Here is a 17,401-nt window from a genome sequence, read left to right on the forward strand (position 1 = left end):
TCCTTGTTAGAAAAGAGGATGGAGAAGAAAATACTCGATTCATGAATGTTTATATACTATAGTTAGGTTAAGATCACCGGCCCGTTCTCTGTTACGGCAATGGTATGTTCATATTGTACGCAAATGGATCCGTCCACTGTACGGGCCGTCCATCCGTCAGGGTCCACTTTAGCTCTCCAACTGCCCAGGGTAATCATCGGTGCATAGGCTTTAGCACAATCCACACAAACCGGATGATGATCCTCCAATGACCCTACCGCAAAACGCTGGTAGGGTATTTTCTTAGCCCTTTGATGGAGAACCAGACCACTAAATAAACCCCACCGGTTGAAGCTTGACGAGGGTGAAAAGGGTTATGAGATTTTCGATCAAAAACAAGATGATTGTATTAAAGTTATATTGAAGCATTAGGAGTTTGGTGTGTGGTTGACCCCGGGAAATTCCCGGGGTTTAAATGTAAACAAAAATACCCGGCCAGTTGCCTGGCCGGGTCAGCAAAACTATGACATTTTCGTCACGTTGTCAGCAATGGTCTTTTTGGAACCCTTTGGAACATAAGTTTTGCAACATGTCTCTATGCAGTTTCCTGCTTGTTGAGGGGTATATTGTTTTGCCATGGTTGCATCGACATTATCGGGTTGGGTTGCGCCAAAATTATCGGTGGCTACCAGGATTTCATTGGCTACGCATTTATTGCCCGTGGCATAATAATGGCAGTCGTTTACGATACAGTGGATGTGTTGGTTCACAAAAACACTCCTTTCGTTTTGTTTTCATAAGATAGTATCTTCAATAAAGAAATTTTTATAACCGGAAACAATTAACAAACAGTTACAGGGCAAGTTTCGTTTTGCCAAAGTTTTTTATTCATGTTCGTTAAAAGTGAGCAGCGGGTTTGTCTGGTCACCCAGGACATCTTTCAGGCGAATCAATCCGGGACTGGCTTCCGTATCGGATTTGGGGATAACGACATTGTCCAATTCTTTTTTCTTACGCAAGAAGATCACCTCCATCATTAGTAATGGCTGGTATGGGAGCGGTTCATTCCGGGAAAATTTAGGATAGGTCTAACTCAAAGGGTTTTGAAAAAATTTTTAAGGCTAGGAAAACGGATAAATGATATTTATTAATTTGGTAAAAGGTATAGGCAGACAAGTGTTATAATATTCCTGGCTGATAGTTAAGAAATGCCAGGAGGGATGACATTGAAACGGCTACTCATTGTACTGTTACTGCTTGTGTTTACAATCACAGGTTGTTCAGCGCCGCAAGGCTCCGAACCGGCCAAAAAGCAGTTTACCGAGCAAGATGTTCGGAATGCCGTAACCGAACTGGTAGAGGGAATCAATAACGGGGATATTGAAGTTGTAAAAAAATACGTGGGTGCGGCAGGGCCTATTGCGGAAAAACTGGTGGAAAAGCTCAGGAATAATGTCAAGCATTCCAACATAAGGGATATTTCCATCAATGGAACCACCGCCCAGGCTACGGTTACTCTGGAAGTGGTACCGTTGGCAATGAAAAAGGATGTAACGCTAACCTTTGATGTCACGGATGCTCTGCTTTTGAATAATCAGCTGGGTCTTTTATCTATCCTGCTTAATTAGCCTTAGTCAGTGTTCAGACCGCCCTAAAAATCCTGCCAAGTTTAAACCTGGTAGGATTTTTGGTTTAGGTTGTACCAAACAGTAATTGGTTGTTATTAGCAATAATTTTATTCCTTCTAATGTAATGCTTATCACAGACACAGAAAACCTGTTGCGTTATGCTGTGCATGAGGTGAGCGTCATGAATTTGGTTCTGCCAAAAGAACACGGTGCCTGGGCCATGCTGCGGTGGGCGCTGCCGTCTATGAACTGAACTGGCTGCAGTTCCGTTGTTTCTTGGCTGGTTCTTTTTGTATTTATCCTCGTACCCTCTTTTGATGATCTCCCGCAACCAAAGAAATGCGGTTCAATACAGCAAGTGGCTGGTTATTTACGGAGCCATTGCCGTTGCCTTTCTGATCGCACCTCTGATTTATTACCCGGGGCTTCTATGGCTTGGCGCAGTTTTGTTGCCTGTGCTATCGGTGAATGTTTACTTTGCCCGTACCAATGGGGAACGGAACTTGTTTAATGACTTTACCGCCATTGCCGGTTTGTCTTTGGGAGCGGTGGCCAGCGGGTATGTCGGGTCCGGCAGTTGGCACACTCAGTTGATCCTGGCCTGGCTGTACTGTGTGCTCTTTTCATGGGCAGTGTGTTTTTTGTGAAGACCATGATCCGGGAAAGAGGGAACCCCTGTTTCCACCATTTGTCCTGGGGTTACCACGCCGCCGTTGTTATGCTTGTCTTTTTCCTTAGCGAAAGCTTGGCGCTAACCCTTGCTTATTTACCGAGTCTGGTGCGGGCGATAGGTTGCACCGGCAGTGCGATGACACCGCTGCAGATTGGCAAACTGGAGATTGCCAACTCACTGTTTTTTGTGATTTTGCTGATAAAGTATTTCAATTGAAAGTAATTCCTTTGAATTCAAGCTTTAAGTTATAAGCAACCCGCCATTCGTAAAACAGGCGGGTTGCCTTTGCTTTGCCCTGTTATTTTAACAGCGCGCAGGCTGTAAACCTTTCCTGCCGCAGATAGGACAGTAGATTTTAGGTGCGAAATAATGATAGTATATGGGGTAGATGGGAAGAAGTATTAAGAACCAAACCCAGGACCATTTTTTTACCGGTGTTACATTCCTTTTGCAATTTGGACAGTATTTCCGCTCCATGACCTCACCTTTCCGAGTTTCCAAAATACTAGTATTATTTTCCGTTTGTAAGATTATTATGCAGGTTTTTTACCTAAGGGGTTGGGCTGGTGGCAGAAAGAGATCATCATAGCGGTACAAATAGGGAAATGAACCGTCTTTATTTACAGGCATTTATTTTAAATAAGGGGTGTTGTCAGATGAAAAAAATAGTACCGCTGGTGCTTATTTTTGTAATGGTTGTTTCAGTTTTGGCCGGATGTGCCGACGGGAAGGCCAGGGAATCCAAAACAAATGAACCGAAGCAACTTGAAGAGATACAAAAGAGTGGTAATGCGGGGGAAAAGACCGGTACAGCCACCAAAGGGGCCGGCGATGTGGTAGGACAGTATGTGGGTCAAATTGACGCCAACTCGGTGGAAATAGAGATTAACGGGGAACCAAAGGTGTTCAGGACAACAGATTTGAAGCAAGACCTGTCCGGCTTTGCCACTAAGGATTGGGTAAGAATAAGTTACACTGAAAATGAGTATGGCCAGTTTGTGCTCAAAGGCATTCAGATGAAATAATTCTGGGCCGATATCGCCAAAAGCAAAAAGCCGGGGGTCATTCAAGAGTCTCGGCCGCCGGCTTTTACTGGGCTTGTTCTTCCGGGCTGTTTAATTTCTCCAAACCGATTTCATGCAAAATATCATTAATTAACTCCTCGCTCATTTGTTTCACCTCCTTAACAAATCCGTACACTACTACTATAACACAAAAAAGACCCTTTACCGTTAAGCAAGTGTAAATTCCTAATTAAATAACCTTATCAAAGGGACGTTTAACTGCACGCAAAAGCCACCCCGGCAAAAGGTGGCTTGCTGTTTTTTCATGGTCCGATCTATGACGCAGGTCCTAGGAATATAATCCCGGTAAGAAAAGTTTACAGTGGATATTTTGTGGATAACTCTGTGGATAAACCACCTAAAATGTGAATAAGTGTAGCAGCAAAGATACTTTTTACGACAGCTACTTGTTGTCGGAATACCGGGTGGATAAAAGCGCTAATTCCTCCTGGACACGGGGGGGCAGATTGACAAACTCAAAGCCGACAAAGGGTATGCCATCATATTGTTTTCTCCAGGTAAAGCGCACGTCTAACTCAAAGGGAAAATCACTGATATCTAATTTTGCCTTAATGTCTTGGCCTGTAGCCAACATTTTTTCCAGTTCCGGGACCAGGTAAACCATCATACCCCCTGCTGAAAAGTTGACCAGTGCGGTTTGCGCGGTAACATTGCCGGAACGCAATAAAACATTGGCTGAGCGGTGGGCCCGGGTAAACCTTCTTTCCTTTGACTCGGTGAATTCTTGAGGGATAACAAGACCGTAAAACTTATCTTTGTCTTCGCCCAGGACCCCAACGGAGGTATCCGCCTGGTAAAAGCCCGTGGGCAGGGAGATGCCAATTCTAACCGGTTGATTTTTTTGCAATACTAAGACCTGGTTTCCTTCTTTTGGCAGGTTGACCCAAAAGTGCTCTTTATCCACCCCGGTGATTTTAGCGGTAAAGGCTGGCTGAAAACCTGCCTGCAGACCTGCCTGCAGCAAAACCTTCTGTCGAACGGCAATGATTTCTTCTCCTTTCACCATAGCCCTCCTTTGTTCTTGCCTGTAAGAACATAGCAAATTTACTTAAATTATACTTGATTTATAAACAAATGCCTACTACCCACCTGCCATTGGAACGCAAGTTTTGTCGTAAAAAAGAAAAAACCCCGCATGTAGCGGGGAAGGGAAAAGCGGTAAGCTTATGTTATACCTTTAAAGGGATTTTTAACAGATGTCAAAGGTCCCAATATAAGTAGGACTAAAGTATCAAAAAAATTCGTGTAAGATTAGAAGGATTTTAGAAACTTTGTGTCAAAAATAACAGAGTATCTATTTAAGTCTGGAGGGTAGTCATGAGCAACGGAACCATATTAATTGCGGATGATGACCGCAGAATTGTAAAGATTGTTTCTCGCTCATTGGAACAGGAAGGTTATAAGGTAATGGCTGCCCAGGATGGCGAAGAGGCTGTTCGATTGGCCACCACCATGAGTCCGGACCTGGTGATTATGGATATTATGATGCCTAAACTTGACGGTTTGGAAGCCTCCCAGAAAATAAAAACAAAAGTAGACGTACCCATTATCATCTTGTCCGCCAAGGATGACGTGGTGGATAAGATTGTCGGCTTCAAAATGGGTGTGGATGATTACCAGACCAAACCCTTCAGCCCGGCGGAGTTGGCGTTAAGGGTTAAGGCGGTTTTGAGACGTAGCAAAAGCACCCCTGAAAAGAAAAATAAAGAAATTCTCGATTACTCTGATGTTTACATCGAGTATGCAAAACGGCTGGTCCGTATTTGGGGCAAGGAAGTTACGCTGACAGCCAAGGAGTTTGATATGCTCTGGCTGATGGCCTCTCATCCCAACCAAATTTTCTCCCGGCTGCAGCTGCTGGAACAAATCTGGGAAAGTTATTTTGAGGGGGACGAGGACACCGTAACCGTTCACATCAGAAGGCTGAGGAGAAAAATCGAGAAAGATGCTGCGAACCCGGATTTAATTAAAACCGTATGGGGTGTAGGATACAAATTTGAGCCACCCAACAAAGAACGACAATAATAGAAATCACAAGAGACTTCATACAAAGGTACGAAGTCTCTTGTTTTTAAAGTTATTATTCTTCTGCTTCTTCATCATCACAGGGAACCTGCTGTGTGCCAAGGATCCCTTCGCGAATTTTTGTGCTTACCAGGGTCATAATAGCCTGAAATTTTTCATGGGCTTCAAAAGAAGCTTTCACCACCGGGTTTTCAATGGCCCTGGCCTCAGCTTCCAGCATGTTATTCTTATCTACTTCGGATAACGGTATGCCCGCTAACTTTTTCTGTTGAACTTCCATCTGTAGCTTTTGCAGGCCCTCCACCAGTTGGCGCGCTTTTTCATCGTGGAGAAGATTGGCCTCGGCTTGTTTCATATTCTGATATTCTTCGGTTTCAGAAAGAATTTTGCCAAGCTGAACGCACATGTCCAGAGCTGTATCAATTTTAGCCATAACTTTCACCTCCCATCCATATCTTCTCCATACTATAACAAAATCCTTCCCTTTTTAGGGAAATCTGTTGCCAAAGAAAAGTATCCCCTTCAGTTAGGTTTAACCGAAGGGGACGAAATTAAAATCGGTAGGAAGATGCTTTTTCCACAAAACCATTTAACAGTTCTTTGCTGCCGCCGTCAACAAATTGTTTCATCACTTTAATTTTCCGAGCCCGGGTGCCGGTTCCCAAAACCGTGTTCATCAAATGAACCGGATAAGGGAGAAGAGTTCCTTCCTGGTCCACCAGTTCCTGCGGGAAGAAGGGGTAATCCAGGGTGCCGATTTGGGCGGCCAATCCTGCCAGTGTGGATTTTTTGATATAGGATCTCTGACCGGAAACAACCTTGTCACACCAGGGGAGTTCGTAGTTTATAATTTCATCGGGAAGGGTTAAATCATATTCCTCCTTAAATTTTTGCGCCAGCTTCTTAAGACCCCGGTCGCCGGTTTCAAAGTCCTCTTTCGATAAGAGTCCGTAGGAACGGCAAGTAAAGGGTCTTACTTCATAAACAGAACAGCGATTATCTTCACTCAGGAACGAGCATTTCTGATTGGTGTCCACCAGTTCCAGGTAAAAATATTCCGTTGATTTTTTCAGGATGTCCGGCCAGTTTTCCTTCAGGTTGTCCCGAACATATCGATACAGATTTAAATACTCAATAAAGAATGCCGGGGGACTACCCCAATTGCAACATGTTGCACAGCCGGTACAGGAGGTTTGGGGTAAATTGGCATATATTTTTCCCAGTTTCGTAAATAAATCGTTTTGTTCAGCCTTCCCAAGAGCAGAATAGAGTTCCACCTGCTGCAGCATCGAGTACTCATCTCCTTATTACATATTTACTGGGTATCAAGTACTAATTATAACAAATATCCAATCAACTGGCGATGGATCAGGTCAAGAAAATATAGGGAATATTAAAGATGGTTGATGTATAAATTAGAACTGTAAAGTTGACTTAATTAAAAATTAAGAACGTGATGCAGGATTCTGTGGCAATGCTCGAATAAAGTTACAATAAGCACAAGCCGGTGTCGTCTTGACGACGCTTGTGCTGCATGATATCTTTTTAGATATCTGAATTGTCGGTAAATTCCCTAAAAAAATTATGCAGACTTCCAAAATAAGTGCAAATGATAAATATACTTGTCAACTAAAAATAGTAGTGTTATAGTTAATTTACAAGCATATCTCAATCAACTGGTTAATTTAACCGGTTTTTCTATTCCAATTAGACAAGTTTCCCAAGCATTTATTATAGATTATGATATCCTGCGTAAGGAGGTGTCGGAGGAGCACTGCGTTAGTTCGTGTGCGGATATTCACAAGGGCGAACCGGCCCGTGCGAATACCGATTTTTAGTTTGATCTGAAAAGAGCAAACTGCCGGAAGAATGCCCGAAGGGAAGTGAGGGAAGTAAATGTCTGAAGCTACGGCAAAGGAGAAGGCTACAGTAAAGTACGATTCGGAATTTACTAAAAAGGTTTATGAGTTGGAAAACGGCAAATGGGTGAAAATGTGCATGCAGTGCGGCATTTGCCCCACCACCTGCGCGTTGAAAGAAAAAATGGACCTTTCACCCAGACGCATCATCCAGCTCATCCGGGCCGGTCGTAAGGATGAAGTATTAAAAGCCAATACCATGTGGTTATGTACTTCGTGCTACACCTGCGCCTGTCGTTGTCCCCGCGGGGTTCCAATGATGGATGTAATGCACGACCTCCGTCACTTGGCCGTGGAGAATGGAATCAAACATAATTCCCAGGATATGGCCGAAGTTTATGCAAAGGACGTTTCCAAACGTGGACGCATTTGGGAAGGCGGATTGACCTTAAATTACGGTCTGAAAATCGGTCTGGGCAACTTTATAAAAATGGCTCTGGATATGCAGGATGTCGGCAAAGGACTGATGCTGCACCGCCGTCTGCCGCTGTTACCGCCCAAGGGAGTCAAAAACCCTGGCAAATTACGCGAGGTGTTAAACCGGGCCCAAGAAATCGCCAAGAAGGAGGGTGGTCACTAGTATGAAATACACAATATATCCTGGATGCGCCAGTGAAGGAACAGCCATTAGTTACCATCACTCTGCTCTTGAAGTGGCCAAGGTTTTAGGCCTTGAACTGAAAGAGATTGAAGACTGGAATTGCTGTGGTTCCACTGTAACGTCTTGTGTAATTGGTCAGTTTGCTGCAGATGTGCTGGCTGCCAGAAACCTGGCCCTGGCCGAAAAAATGGGTCCGGAAGATGTAGTTGCCACCTGCAGTTCCTGCTATGCCATTTTAGGCAATGTTAATAAAAAGTTTTCCGATGAAAAATTCAAAAACAATGCCAACGACGCTTTAAGCAAAGACAGCCTCAGCTATGACGGTCAATTAAAGGTCCGTATGCTGCTGGATGTTATGGTTTCCGACATTGGCCTGGACACCATCGCTTCTAAAGTAGTCAAGCCCTTAAAGGGTCTCAAAGTGGCCGGTTATGTTGGCTGCCAGACCGTAAGAGCCCTGAGAGATTTTGACAACTGGGAAAATCCCACCTTTTTAGACAAGATTATCAGCGCTCTGGGCGCAGAACCTGTTCCGTTCCCTTATAAATTAAAATGCTGTACCGGTGCAATGAATTTAACTGCTCCTGATAATACGATTTCTGCCCTGTATCCCATCGTAAAAAGTGCTTATGAAGCAGGGGCCGACTTGATCGTAACCCCCTGTCCCCTGTGCCAGATGAACCTGGACGCTTACCAAATTAAAGTCAATAAAAAATATGGAACCAATTATAATTTGTCGGTATTATTTTTTACTCAATTAATGGCCATTGCCTATGGATTGGACCGCAAGAAAGCCGGTCTCGACTACTGTATCGTTTCACCCAACAACGCCCTTAAACAATTTGGCGTTTAATGGAAAAAATGGTTTTCCTGCCAAATACTTTTTTGCACAAATTCATAATAAAATTATTAAAAAGCAGCAGGAAAAAAGAAAAACAGAGAGAATACAATTAAGCATACAAAATCACAAGTACAAATACCAACTGGCACCCGCGTTAGATAGAGAAGGCGGGGATGCCAAGCAAGCACCGGATATTCCAAGTGAATAACATCACGTTGTCGCAGGAATAAGCATTCACGGACTGCCTCAAGGCAGTGGAATTTTCCCGAACGTTAACCAGAACCTGGCAGAGGGTCAATGAATTTGGCTGGTTAACTGGTTCGGACGATCGGTGCAAGCAAGGTGTCTGCTATGTGGTATATTCCCATAAAGTGTTTGGATTCACAAAATTAGGACACAGTCCAAATTTTAAAACACAAGGAGGCATGGTTGTAAATGGCATTAGTTCAACCGCATGGTGGCAAACTGACTCCCGTACTGGCTCCCAAAGAGCAGTGGCAGAACTGAAAGCCAAAGCTGAATCCCTACCGGTCATCCGCATGAGCTCTCGTGAAACTTCCGACTGCTTAATGCTCGGTATGGGCGCATTCTCTCCCCTGACTGGCTTTATGAACAAAGCTGACTACGAAGGCGTTATTGACAACATGCACTTGGCTAACGGTTTGGTTTGGCCTCTTCCTGTAACCCTGGCTGTTACCAAGGAACAAGCTGAAGCTATCCAGCCTGGTCAAGAAATGGCGCTGGTTGATGATGAGTCCGGCGAATATGTTGGTATCATCACCGTTTCCGACAAGTACGAATACGACAAAGTAAAAGAGTGCAAAGCTGCTTTCTTCACCGATGACGCAGAACACCCCGGCGTTCAAAAGGTTATGGCTCAGGGTGAAGTCTACATCGGTGGCGACATCGTAACCTTCTCCGAACTGGGTTATGACGAAAAGTATGCCGGCTACTATGCTCACCCGGCCGAAACTCGCGCTCTGTTTGAGTCTAAGGGCTGGAACACTGTTTGCGCATTCCAAACCCGTAACCCCCTGCACCGCTCTCACGAGTTCCTGTGCAAGATCGGTAACGAAGTTTGTGACGGTCTGTTCCTGCATCCCATTGTTGGCAAACTGAAGAAGGGTGATATCCCGGCTGAAGTACGCTTCGAAGCTTATAAAGCCACATGCAGTATTACTTCAACCCTAAGACCATCGAAATGCGCGTATATCCCATGGAAATGCGCTATGCCGGTCCTAAAGAAGCGATCCTGCACGCTGTTTTCCGTCAGAACTTTGGCTGCAGCCACATCCTGGTGGGTCGTGACCACGCCGGTGTTGGCAGCTACTATACTCCTTACCAGGCTCAGGAAATCTTCGACCAACTCAAGCCCGGCGAACTCCTGTGCCAGCCCATTAAAGTTACTTCCGCTTACTACTGCCGCAAGTGCGACGGCATGGCTACTGAGAAAACCTGCCCGCACGGTCCGGAAGATCGCGTAGCTATCAGCGGTACCAAGGTTCGCGAAATGTTTGGCAGAGGCGAACTGCCCCCGCTCGAATTTGGTCGCAAAGAAGTTCTGGAAATCCTCACCAAGTACTACCAGAGTCTCGACAGCGGCAAGTAATTGGCGCTTGATAACCCAGCCGGCCTGTGGAATGTGTTAAAACTGAATATCGCTTTAAATAATTCATTAATATTCTACAGTGTTCGACAAAATGATTCTGTCAACCAATTGACAAAATATGACTTGGCATTACCGGTGGAGTAAAAAAAATATCGTTGGTATGGTGCAGCCCCATGGCTTGCACTGTACCAACGGCATAGACCCCTTGCTGCTGGTGATATTTGACCAGAGAAGAGGAGGTGGTTGGCCCCGGAGGCGTTTTGCCTGAAGTGTGCGAGTTTTATGTCAATAGCACCCATTCGGAGTTTCCGAAACGAAATCATATGAGAATCTGTTCACCGGCGGTAGGGAGACAAGTTCTGTTACAAAAGACGCCTAATGAATAAGAAATTAAAGACGAAAAGTCTTTAAAAATTAGCAATAGGGAGGTAAAAAAATGCCTAGCTTTGTAATTGCTGAAAAGTGCGATGGTTGCAAAGGTCAGGACAAAACCGCTTGCATGTACATCTGCCCCAATGACCTGATGGTTCTGGACAGAGAAAAAATGAAAGCCACCAACCGTGATGTATCCCAGTGCTGGGAGTGCTACTGCTGTGTTAAGATTTGCCCCCAGCAGGCCATCGACGTTCGTGGTTATGCCGACTTCGTTCCCATGGGTGCCAGCTGCGTACCCCTCAGAAGCTCCGACAGCATTATGTGGACCGTTAAGTTCCGTAATGGCATGCTGAAGCGCTTCAAATTCCCCATCCGTACCACTGCTGAAGGTTCCGCTGAACCAGCTGGCGGCTACACTGTAGACCAAGAGAACCTGAACGACCAGCTTCTGTTCACCGAGCCCTACTCTGTAGGTACTCCTGAGCTTCCCGGCATGAAGAAGTAATTTAGATAACTAACTATCGGAGGAGGTTAATATAAATGCCGAACTTTGAAACTGTAGTAGTGAATACCGACATTCTGATCCTTGGTGGCGGTATGGCAGCTTGCGGCGCAGCCGTTGAAGCTTCCTACTGGGCTAAGAAACACGGTTTAAAAGTTACCCTGGTTGATAAAGCTGCTATGGACCGTTCCGGTGCTGTTGCAATGGGTCTGTCTGCTATCAACCAGTACCTCGGTATCGCTAAAGGTGAAAACACCGTTGAAGACTATGTAAGATACGTTAAGAACGACTTAATGGGCATCGCTCGTGATGACCAAGTCGCTGACATCGCCCGTCACGTTGACTCTTCCGTTCACCTGTTCGAAAAGTGGGGCCTCCCCATCTGGACCAACGAAGAAGGCAACTACGTTCGCGGTGGCCGCTGGCAGATCATGCTGAACGGTGAATCCTACAAGGTTATCGTTGCTGAAGCTGCTAAGAACGCTCTGGGCACCGACAACATCTACGAGCGTATCTTCATCACCGAACCCATCATGGATGGCGACAGAATCGCCGGCGCTGTTGGTTTCAGCACCCGTGAAGAAAAAGTATACGTATTCAAGGCCAAAGCCGTTCTGGCTGCTATGGGCGGCGCCGTAGGCGTATTCAAGCCCCGCTCCACCGGTGAAGGTCTGGGCCGTTCCTGGTATCCTCCGTTCAGCTCCGGTTCCTCCGCTTACTTCACCATGGCTGCCGGCGCTGAAATGACCTGCCAGGAAGTTCGCTTCATCCCCGTACGCTTTAAAGATGCTTACGGTCCTGTAGGCGCTTGGTTCCTGCTCTTCAAATCCCGTGCTACCAACGCTCTGGGCGAAGAATACATGGTAACCCGTAAAGCAGAACTGGCTAACTGGGGTCCCTATGGCTCCGTTAAGCCCATCCCTGCTAACCTGCGTAATTACCTCGGTATGCTGGATGTAAGCGAAGGCAAAGGCCCCATCTACATGCAGACTGCCGAAGCTATTGCTAACTTAGCTAAGAAATACGAAGACGATCCCAAGGCCTTCAAGAAGAAAATGAAGGAACTGGAAAGCGAAGCTTGGGAAGACTTCCTCGATATGACCGTATCTCAGGCTATCCTGTGGGCAGCTTGTGATATCGCTCCCGAAGAAAAAGCTTCCGAAATCGCTGCTGCTGAACCTTACTTCATCGGTTCTCACTCCGGCGCTTCCGGCGCTTGGGTATCCGGTCCTGCTGACTTAGCTCCTGCTGAATACCAGTGGGGTTACACCAACATGACCACCGTTAAGGGTCTGTTCGCCGCTGGCGACGCATCCGGCGCTTCCAGCCACAAGTTCTCCTCCGGCTCCCACGCTGAAGGTCGTGTCGCTGGTAAGTCCATGGTTCGTTTCGTTGTAGAAAACAACCAGGAGCCCAACCTTGACGAAGCTAAGGTTCAAGAACTGGTTGCCAAGACTCTGAAGCCGATGGCTGTATTCGAAGAGTTCTCCGGTTTCACCACCGACGTTGACGTTAACCCGAACTACATCCTGCCCAAGCAGTATATGTTCCGTCTGCAGAAGATGATGGACGAGTACGCCGGCGGTGTTGTAGCGAACTTCACCACCAGCAAGGCTCTGCTGGAAAAAGGTCTCGAGTACCTGCTCATGCTGAAAGAAGACAGCCAGAAGCTGGCTGCCCGCGACCTGCACGAGTTAATGAGAGCTTGGGAAAACATCCACAGAACTCTGCAAGCCGAATCCCACATCCGCACCGTACTGTTCCGTGAAGAAACCCGTTGGCCCGGCTACTACTTCCGCGCTGACATTCCCACTATCAATCCTGAGTGGGAAGTATTCTGCAACTGCAAGTACGATGCTGCTACCGGTGAGTGGGAAATGATCAAGCGTCCCATCATCCGTCTGGTTGACTAATCAGTCTGCCGTCTGAAATCAAAATAACTGAATAGCTCCAGGGCCCGTGGCCAACTACGGCCACGGGCTCCTCATTAAAGAAATGTAACGGCCTGGGTGCAACGCGCTTTTAGGGCCCGGTTGTCCAGGTGGCCTGTGGGCTCCCTGGATTTTTATATGTTTTCCCTGGCAGGGTATGTAAGTTTTTAAATTTTTTGTTAATCACCTATCCAATGGCTTTTTTACAACCCACAACTGGACTAGGGAGTGAGAAAATGGCAAATAAAAGCATATTAGTGGTTGGTGGCGGCATTAGTGGTCTTACCGCTGCTGTGGAAGCCGCCGAAGTGGGTTATGAAGTGTTCTTGGTAGAAAAGAACACTTACCTGGGCGGTAAAGTTTCTCAAATCAACGAGTATTTCCCCAAACTCTGCCCGCCGAACTGCGGTCTGGAAATCAACTTCCAGAGAGTTAGAAAGAACCCTAATATCAGAGTGCTCACCATGGCTGAAGTGGAAAGCATCTCCGGCCAGGAAGGCAACTTTGATGTAACCTTTAAAATCAATCCCCGCTATATCACCGACGGCTGCACCGGCTGCGGCAAGTGCGCCGAAGTATGCCCGGTGGAAAGAAGCAACGATTTCAACTTTGGCCTGGACAAGACCAAGGCTGCTTACCTGCCCCAGCCCTTTGCTTTCCCCATGAAGTACGTTATTGACAGCGCTGTTTGTCTCGGCGCTTCCTGCGGCAAGTGTGCCGAAGTCTGTGAATTTAAAGCCGTTGACCTGAACATGGGCGCCAAGACCATGAACGTAAATGTTGGCGCTGTTATCTGGGCCACCGGCTGGGATTCCTATCCCGTAGAAAAACTGGCCAACTACGGCAGCGGCACCGTTGCCAACGCCATTTCCAATATCATGATGGAAAGACTGGCTGCTCTGACCGGTCCCACCAACGGTAAAATTGTTCGCCCTTCCGACGGTAAAGAACCCAAGAACATTGCCTTTGTTCAGTGCGCCGGTTCCCGTGATGAAAATCACCAGAAGGCTTGCTCCTCCGTATGCTGTATGGCAACCTTGAAGCAAATCGACTATGTGAAGAGACAATATCCCGATGCCAATGTAACGGTTTACTACATGGATATCCGTGCCATGGGCAAGCATGAAGACTTCTATAACAAGATCAAAGAACACGGCATTACCATGATCAAGGGCAAGCCTTCCGAAATTAAGGAAGATGCCGACACCAAAGACGTTATCGTACTGGCAGAAAACCAAATCACCCAGGAAATTACCGAACTGAAGTATGACCTGGTTGTTCTGGCCACCGGGATGGCTCCTGCAACTGCTGCCGCCCAGGTTCCTGCAGCAGTAGCCTATGATGTAGACGGTTTTGTTCTGAGTGGTTCTGTGCCCGGCATTTACGGTGCCGGCTGTGTGGCTAAACCGGGTGATGTTGCCTCTTCCGTTCAAGGTGCAACCGCTGCTGTTCTCAAAGCCATCCAATCTACGGTGAGGGGGTAAGACAATGGCTAAAAAATTTGGATTTTTCATTTGCACCGGTTGCGGCATTGGCGAAGCCCTTGACGTAGCGGCTTTAACCAAAGTAGCGGCCAAGGAATATAAAGCTCCTGTTTGTAAAGAACATGCCTACCTCTGCTCTGCAGAAGGTGTTGACTTAATTAAGGGCGAAATCGAAGCCCAGGGTCTGGACGGCGTGGTTATAGCTGCCTGCTCCAACCGTGTGAACGGTGACGTATTTAGATTTCCCGGCGTATTCACGGACCGTGTGAACCTGCGTGAACAGTGTATCTGGAGCCACGAGGCCAATGATGAAGATACCCAGATGCTGGCCGAAGACCAGATTCGCATGGGCTTAGAAAAGGCAAAAGCCGGCGAAGCACCTGCTCCTTATCTGGGCGAAGACCTGTCCAAGACCGTTCTGGTTGTGGGCGGCGGTTTGGCCGGTATGACGGCAGCTCTGGAAGCCGGCAAAGCCGGTTATCCTGTGGTACTGGTGGAAAAGGAAGCCACCCTGGGCGGTTGGTTAAACAAGGTTTACAAGACCACCCCGATGGCTGCTCCCTTTGCTGCTCCTGCAGATCCCGATGTTGCCGGTCGCGTTGCCGAAATTGAAGCCAATCCCAACATTAAGGTTTACACCGGCGCCGTGATTGAAAAGATCGCCGGCGGCCCGGGCATGTTTGATGCTGAAATCAACCAGGGTGGCAATATTGCGACCGAAAGAGTGGGTGCCATCGTGCTGGCCACCGGTTCCACCCCTTATGTTGCCCAACTGGATCACCTGGGCTATGGCAAGTATGCCAATGTCATTACCCATGCTGAATTCGAAGCTATGGCCAAGTCCGGCAAGATTGCCGCTCAAAAGGTTGCCTTTATCCAGTGCGCAGGTTCCAGGGACGCTGAGAGACTGCCCTACTGTTCCGCTGCCTGCTGCGTGGAAACCTTAAAGCAAACCATTTATTTAAAAGAACTGGCGCCGGAAGTCATGTCCTATGTATTCTATAAGGATATCCGCAGCTCCGGCCAGTATGAACATTTTTACAAAGCTGCCCAGGAAACCGGCGCCGTATTTATTAAAGGCGACATTACCGGTATTTCCGAAGCTGGCGGCAAGCTGGCAATCGAATCCGAGGATGTTCTGCTCGGCGGCAATGCCAGAGTGGAAGACATCGATTTAGTGGTACTGGCCAACGGGATGGTCCCCACCACCAAGGCCACCGAGCCCATCGTAGCCGCTGCCGGTGAGGGGGATGCCGCTGCCCAGGAAGCTGCTGTAAAGATCCTGGGTCTGGAATACAGACAGGGTCCTGAACTGCCGAACTTAAAATATGGTTTCCCGGATTCTCACTTTATCTGCTTCCCCTATGAAACACGCCGTACCGGTATCTATGCCTGCGGTAGTGTAAGGCTCCCATGGATATGGCCAAGGCTGTGGGCGATGCCACCGGCGCCGCTCTAAAGGCCATCCAGTGCGTGGAAGCCACTGCCGGCGGTGCTGCCGTGCATCCCAGAAGCGGCGACCTGTCCTATCCTGAATTTGCCTTCCAGCGCTGCACCCAGTGCAAGAGATGTACGGAAGAGTGCCCCTTCGGTGCCATTAACGAAGATGCCAAGGGCAACCCGCTGCCCAACCCCACCCGCTGCAGAAGATGCGGTACCTGCATGGGCGCCTGCCCCGAGCGGATCATCTCCTTCAAAAACTATTCTGTGGGTATGATCGGTAACATGGTGAAGGCCGTCGAAGTTCCTGAAGAGGACGAAGAAAAGCGAGAATTCTCATCCTGGCCTGCGAAAACGACGCCATGCCCGCCCTGGATATGGCCGGTATCAACCGCCTGAAGTACAACTCCTGGGTACGTATCCTTCCCGTAAGATGCCTTGGCTCCTTGAACCTGGTCTGGATTGCCGACTCCATGTCCAAGGGCTTTGACGGCGTATTGCTGCTGGGCTGCAAACACGGTGAAGACTACCAGTGCCACTTTATGAAGGGTTCCGAGCTGGCTGAAATCCGTCTCTCCAAGGTTTCCGAAACCCTGGACCGCCTTGGCTTAGAATCTGACCGGGTGCGCATGATTCAAATCAACATTATGGACTATGCAGAACTGCCTAAGATCATTGACAAGTTTGCTGAAGACCTTGAAGAATTCGGCCCCAACCCGATGAAAGGCTTCTAAATCTACAAGTAAACGAAAATAAAACCCCGCTAGGCGGGGTTTTATTTCGTTGGAGATATAAAAATCTTAACATGAAAGTATATTTTTTCACAAGAAACCTTGAAAAAACTGCAGGGGCAATTAACAGCATGAATAAGGTATAGAGTTTTAGGTGCTGACTTTAGTTAGGCTCAGATCCTTCATTTTCTTCCCGGCCAATGGCAAAGAATTTTTTCATTATTTCTACCATTAATTTACTGGTTTCTATTTCATCATGAACATTGCATTTGTCCATTTTGGCCTGGCCCATTCAGCAAAATCGGTCATTGTCATGACAAATCCCTCCACGATTATTATAGTCACGGAAAACTAAAATCGGGACGCGCAGTGCAACTTACTCCGTAAATACCGAAATCAACTATAGGCTGCCCTTAATACGGAACAACTTAAACCTTTGGTGACAACAATTTTTCAATTTGATCACCCTGGTAGGGGCAACACCTCCTAAAATTTTTCTAAATAATTTCCCCAAACCCCTTGCCAATGCGCCCCTTAAGTGCTACAATAACCGTGAAGATAGTGACAACTAATTTTCG

16 protein-coding genes and 2 pseudogenes are annotated in these 17,401 nt (G+C 47.1%); 12 read left to right on the forward strand and 6 right to left on the reverse strand.

The features are described from left to right. Nucleotides 1-62: 62 nt before the first annotated feature. From P378_RS06235 to P378_RS22800, 3 genes are all read right to left on the reverse strand, one after another. Complete coding sequence (locus tag P378_RS06235; protein WP_420795976.1) at nucleotides 63-248, reverse strand: hypothetical protein; 186 nt, start codon at nucleotides 246-248, stop codon at nucleotides 63-65. Nucleotides 249-500: 252 nt separating this feature from the next. Further along, nucleotides 501-749: a DUF1540 domain-containing protein gene (locus P378_RS06240; RefSeq protein ID WP_099082646.1), complete on the reverse strand. Its 249-nt coding sequence runs from the start codon at nucleotides 747-749 to the stop codon at nucleotides 501-503. A 114-nt stretch (nucleotides 750-863) separates the two neighbouring features. Next, nucleotides 864-998 carry a hypothetical protein gene (locus P378_RS22800; protein WP_274378653.1) on the reverse strand — a complete coding sequence of 45 codons (135 nt, stop codon included), beginning with the start codon at nucleotides 996-998 and terminating at the stop codon, nucleotides 864-866. A 201-nt stretch (nucleotides 999-1,199) separates the two neighbouring features. Here P378_RS22800 and P378_RS06245 point away from each other — a divergent pair, with 201 nt between their 5' ends. The 4 genes from P378_RS06245 (at nucleotide 1,200) to P378_RS06255 (ending at nucleotide 3,305) form a co-directional block, all read left to right on the forward strand. Next, the gene (locus P378_RS06245) at nucleotides 1,200-1,607 is read left to right on the forward strand and encodes a hypothetical protein (RefSeq protein ID WP_238472958.1); all 408 of its coding nucleotides are present in this window, start codon (nucleotides 1,200-1,202) and stop codon (nucleotides 1,605-1,607) included. Between the two features lie 290 nt (nucleotides 1,608-1,897). Continuing rightward, nucleotides 1,898-2,254 carry a YwiC-like family protein gene (locus P378_RS21205; RefSeq protein WP_238472959.1) on the forward strand — a complete coding sequence of 119 codons (357 nt, stop codon included), beginning with the start codon at nucleotides 1,898-1,900 and terminating at the stop codon, nucleotides 2,252-2,254. Then, nucleotides 2,251-2,496: a hypothetical protein gene (locus P378_RS21210; RefSeq protein ID WP_238472960.1), complete on the forward strand. Its 246-nt coding sequence runs from the start codon at nucleotides 2,251-2,253 to the stop codon at nucleotides 2,494-2,496. Before P378_RS21205 ends, P378_RS21210 begins: the two co-directional genes overlap by 4 nt. A 440-nt stretch (nucleotides 2,497-2,936) precedes the next feature. Beyond that, the gene (locus P378_RS06255; RefSeq protein WP_099082648.1) at nucleotides 2,937-3,305 is read left to right on the forward strand and encodes a hypothetical protein; all 369 of its coding nucleotides are present in this window, start codon (nucleotides 2,937-2,939) and stop codon (nucleotides 3,303-3,305) included. 442 nt (nucleotides 3,306-3,747) lie between these two features. On the opposite strand, the gene P378_RS06260 is transcribed toward P378_RS06255, so the two are convergent. Next, nucleotides 3,748-4,371, reverse strand: a complete 624-nt coding sequence (locus P378_RS06260) for a PilZ domain-containing protein (protein ID WP_099082649.1) — start codon at nucleotides 4,369-4,371, stop codon at nucleotides 3,748-3,750. 311 nt (nucleotides 4,372-4,682) lie between these two features. Here P378_RS06260 and P378_RS06265 point away from each other — a divergent pair, with 311 nt between their 5' ends. Then, the gene (locus P378_RS06265; protein WP_099082650.1) at nucleotides 4,683-5,390 is read left to right on the forward strand and encodes a response regulator transcription factor; all 708 of its coding nucleotides are present in this window, start codon (nucleotides 4,683-4,685) and stop codon (nucleotides 5,388-5,390) included. Nucleotides 5,391-5,445: 55 nt separating this feature from the next. Here the strand turns inward: P378_RS06265 and P378_RS06270 are convergent, their stop codons facing one another. Both P378_RS06270 and P378_RS06275 read right to left on the reverse strand, forming a co-directional pair. Further along, complete coding sequence (locus P378_RS06270; protein WP_099082651.1) at nucleotides 5,446-5,823, reverse strand: YlbF/YmcA family competence regulator; 378 nt, start codon at nucleotides 5,821-5,823, stop codon at nucleotides 5,446-5,448. Nucleotides 5,824-5,941: 118 nt separating this feature from the next. Then, nucleotides 5,942-6,679 carry a YkgJ family cysteine cluster protein gene (locus P378_RS06275; RefSeq protein ID WP_099082652.1) on the reverse strand — a complete coding sequence of 246 codons (738 nt, stop codon included), beginning with the start codon at nucleotides 6,677-6,679 and terminating at the stop codon, nucleotides 5,942-5,944. A 607-nt stretch (nucleotides 6,680-7,286) separates the two neighbouring features. Here P378_RS06275 and P378_RS06280 point away from each other — a divergent pair. The 7 genes and pseudogenes from P378_RS06280 (at nucleotide 7,287) to P378_RS06310 (ending at nucleotide 16,826) form a co-directional block, all read left to right on the forward strand. Further along, nucleotides 7,287-7,889: a 4Fe-4S dicluster domain-containing protein gene (locus P378_RS06280; protein ID WP_099082653.1), complete on the forward strand. Its 603-nt coding sequence runs from the start codon at nucleotides 7,287-7,289 to the stop codon at nucleotides 7,887-7,889. A 1-nt stretch (nucleotide 7,890) separates the two neighbouring features. After that, nucleotides 7,891-8,763: a CoB--CoM heterodisulfide reductase iron-sulfur subunit B family protein gene (locus tag P378_RS06285; RefSeq protein WP_099082654.1), complete on the forward strand. Its 873-nt coding sequence runs from the start codon at nucleotides 7,891-7,893 to the stop codon at nucleotides 8,761-8,763. 423 nt (nucleotides 8,764-9,186) lie between these two features. After that, nucleotides 9,187-10,360: pseudogene (sat, locus tag P378_RS06290) on the forward strand (sulfate adenylyltransferase). Between the two features lie 436 nt (nucleotides 10,361-10,796). Then, nucleotides 10,797-11,240 carry an adenylyl-sulfate reductase subunit beta gene (aprB, locus tag P378_RS06295; protein WP_099082655.1) on the forward strand — a complete coding sequence of 148 codons (444 nt, stop codon included), beginning with the start codon at nucleotides 10,797-10,799 and terminating at the stop codon, nucleotides 11,238-11,240. 35 nt (nucleotides 11,241-11,275) lie between these two features. After that, on the forward strand, nucleotides 11,276-13,150 hold the full coding sequence (aprA, locus tag P378_RS06300; RefSeq protein WP_099082656.1) for an adenylyl-sulfate reductase subunit alpha: 1,875 nt from the start codon (nucleotides 11,276-11,278) through the stop codon (nucleotides 13,148-13,150). 254 nt (nucleotides 13,151-13,404) lie between these two features. Beyond that, nucleotides 13,405-14,652, forward strand: coding sequence for a CoB--CoM heterodisulfide reductase iron-sulfur subunit A family protein (locus P378_RS06305; RefSeq protein ID WP_099082657.1), 1,248 nt, complete (start codon nucleotides 13,405-13,407; stop codon nucleotides 14,650-14,652). 4 nt (nucleotides 14,653-14,656) lie between these two features. Then, nucleotides 14,657-16,826: pseudogene (locus tag P378_RS06310) on the forward strand (hydrogenase iron-sulfur subunit). The last annotated feature ends 575 nt before the right edge of the window (nucleotides 16,827-17,401 follow it).

The organism is Desulforamulus profundi, from assembly GCF_002607855.1.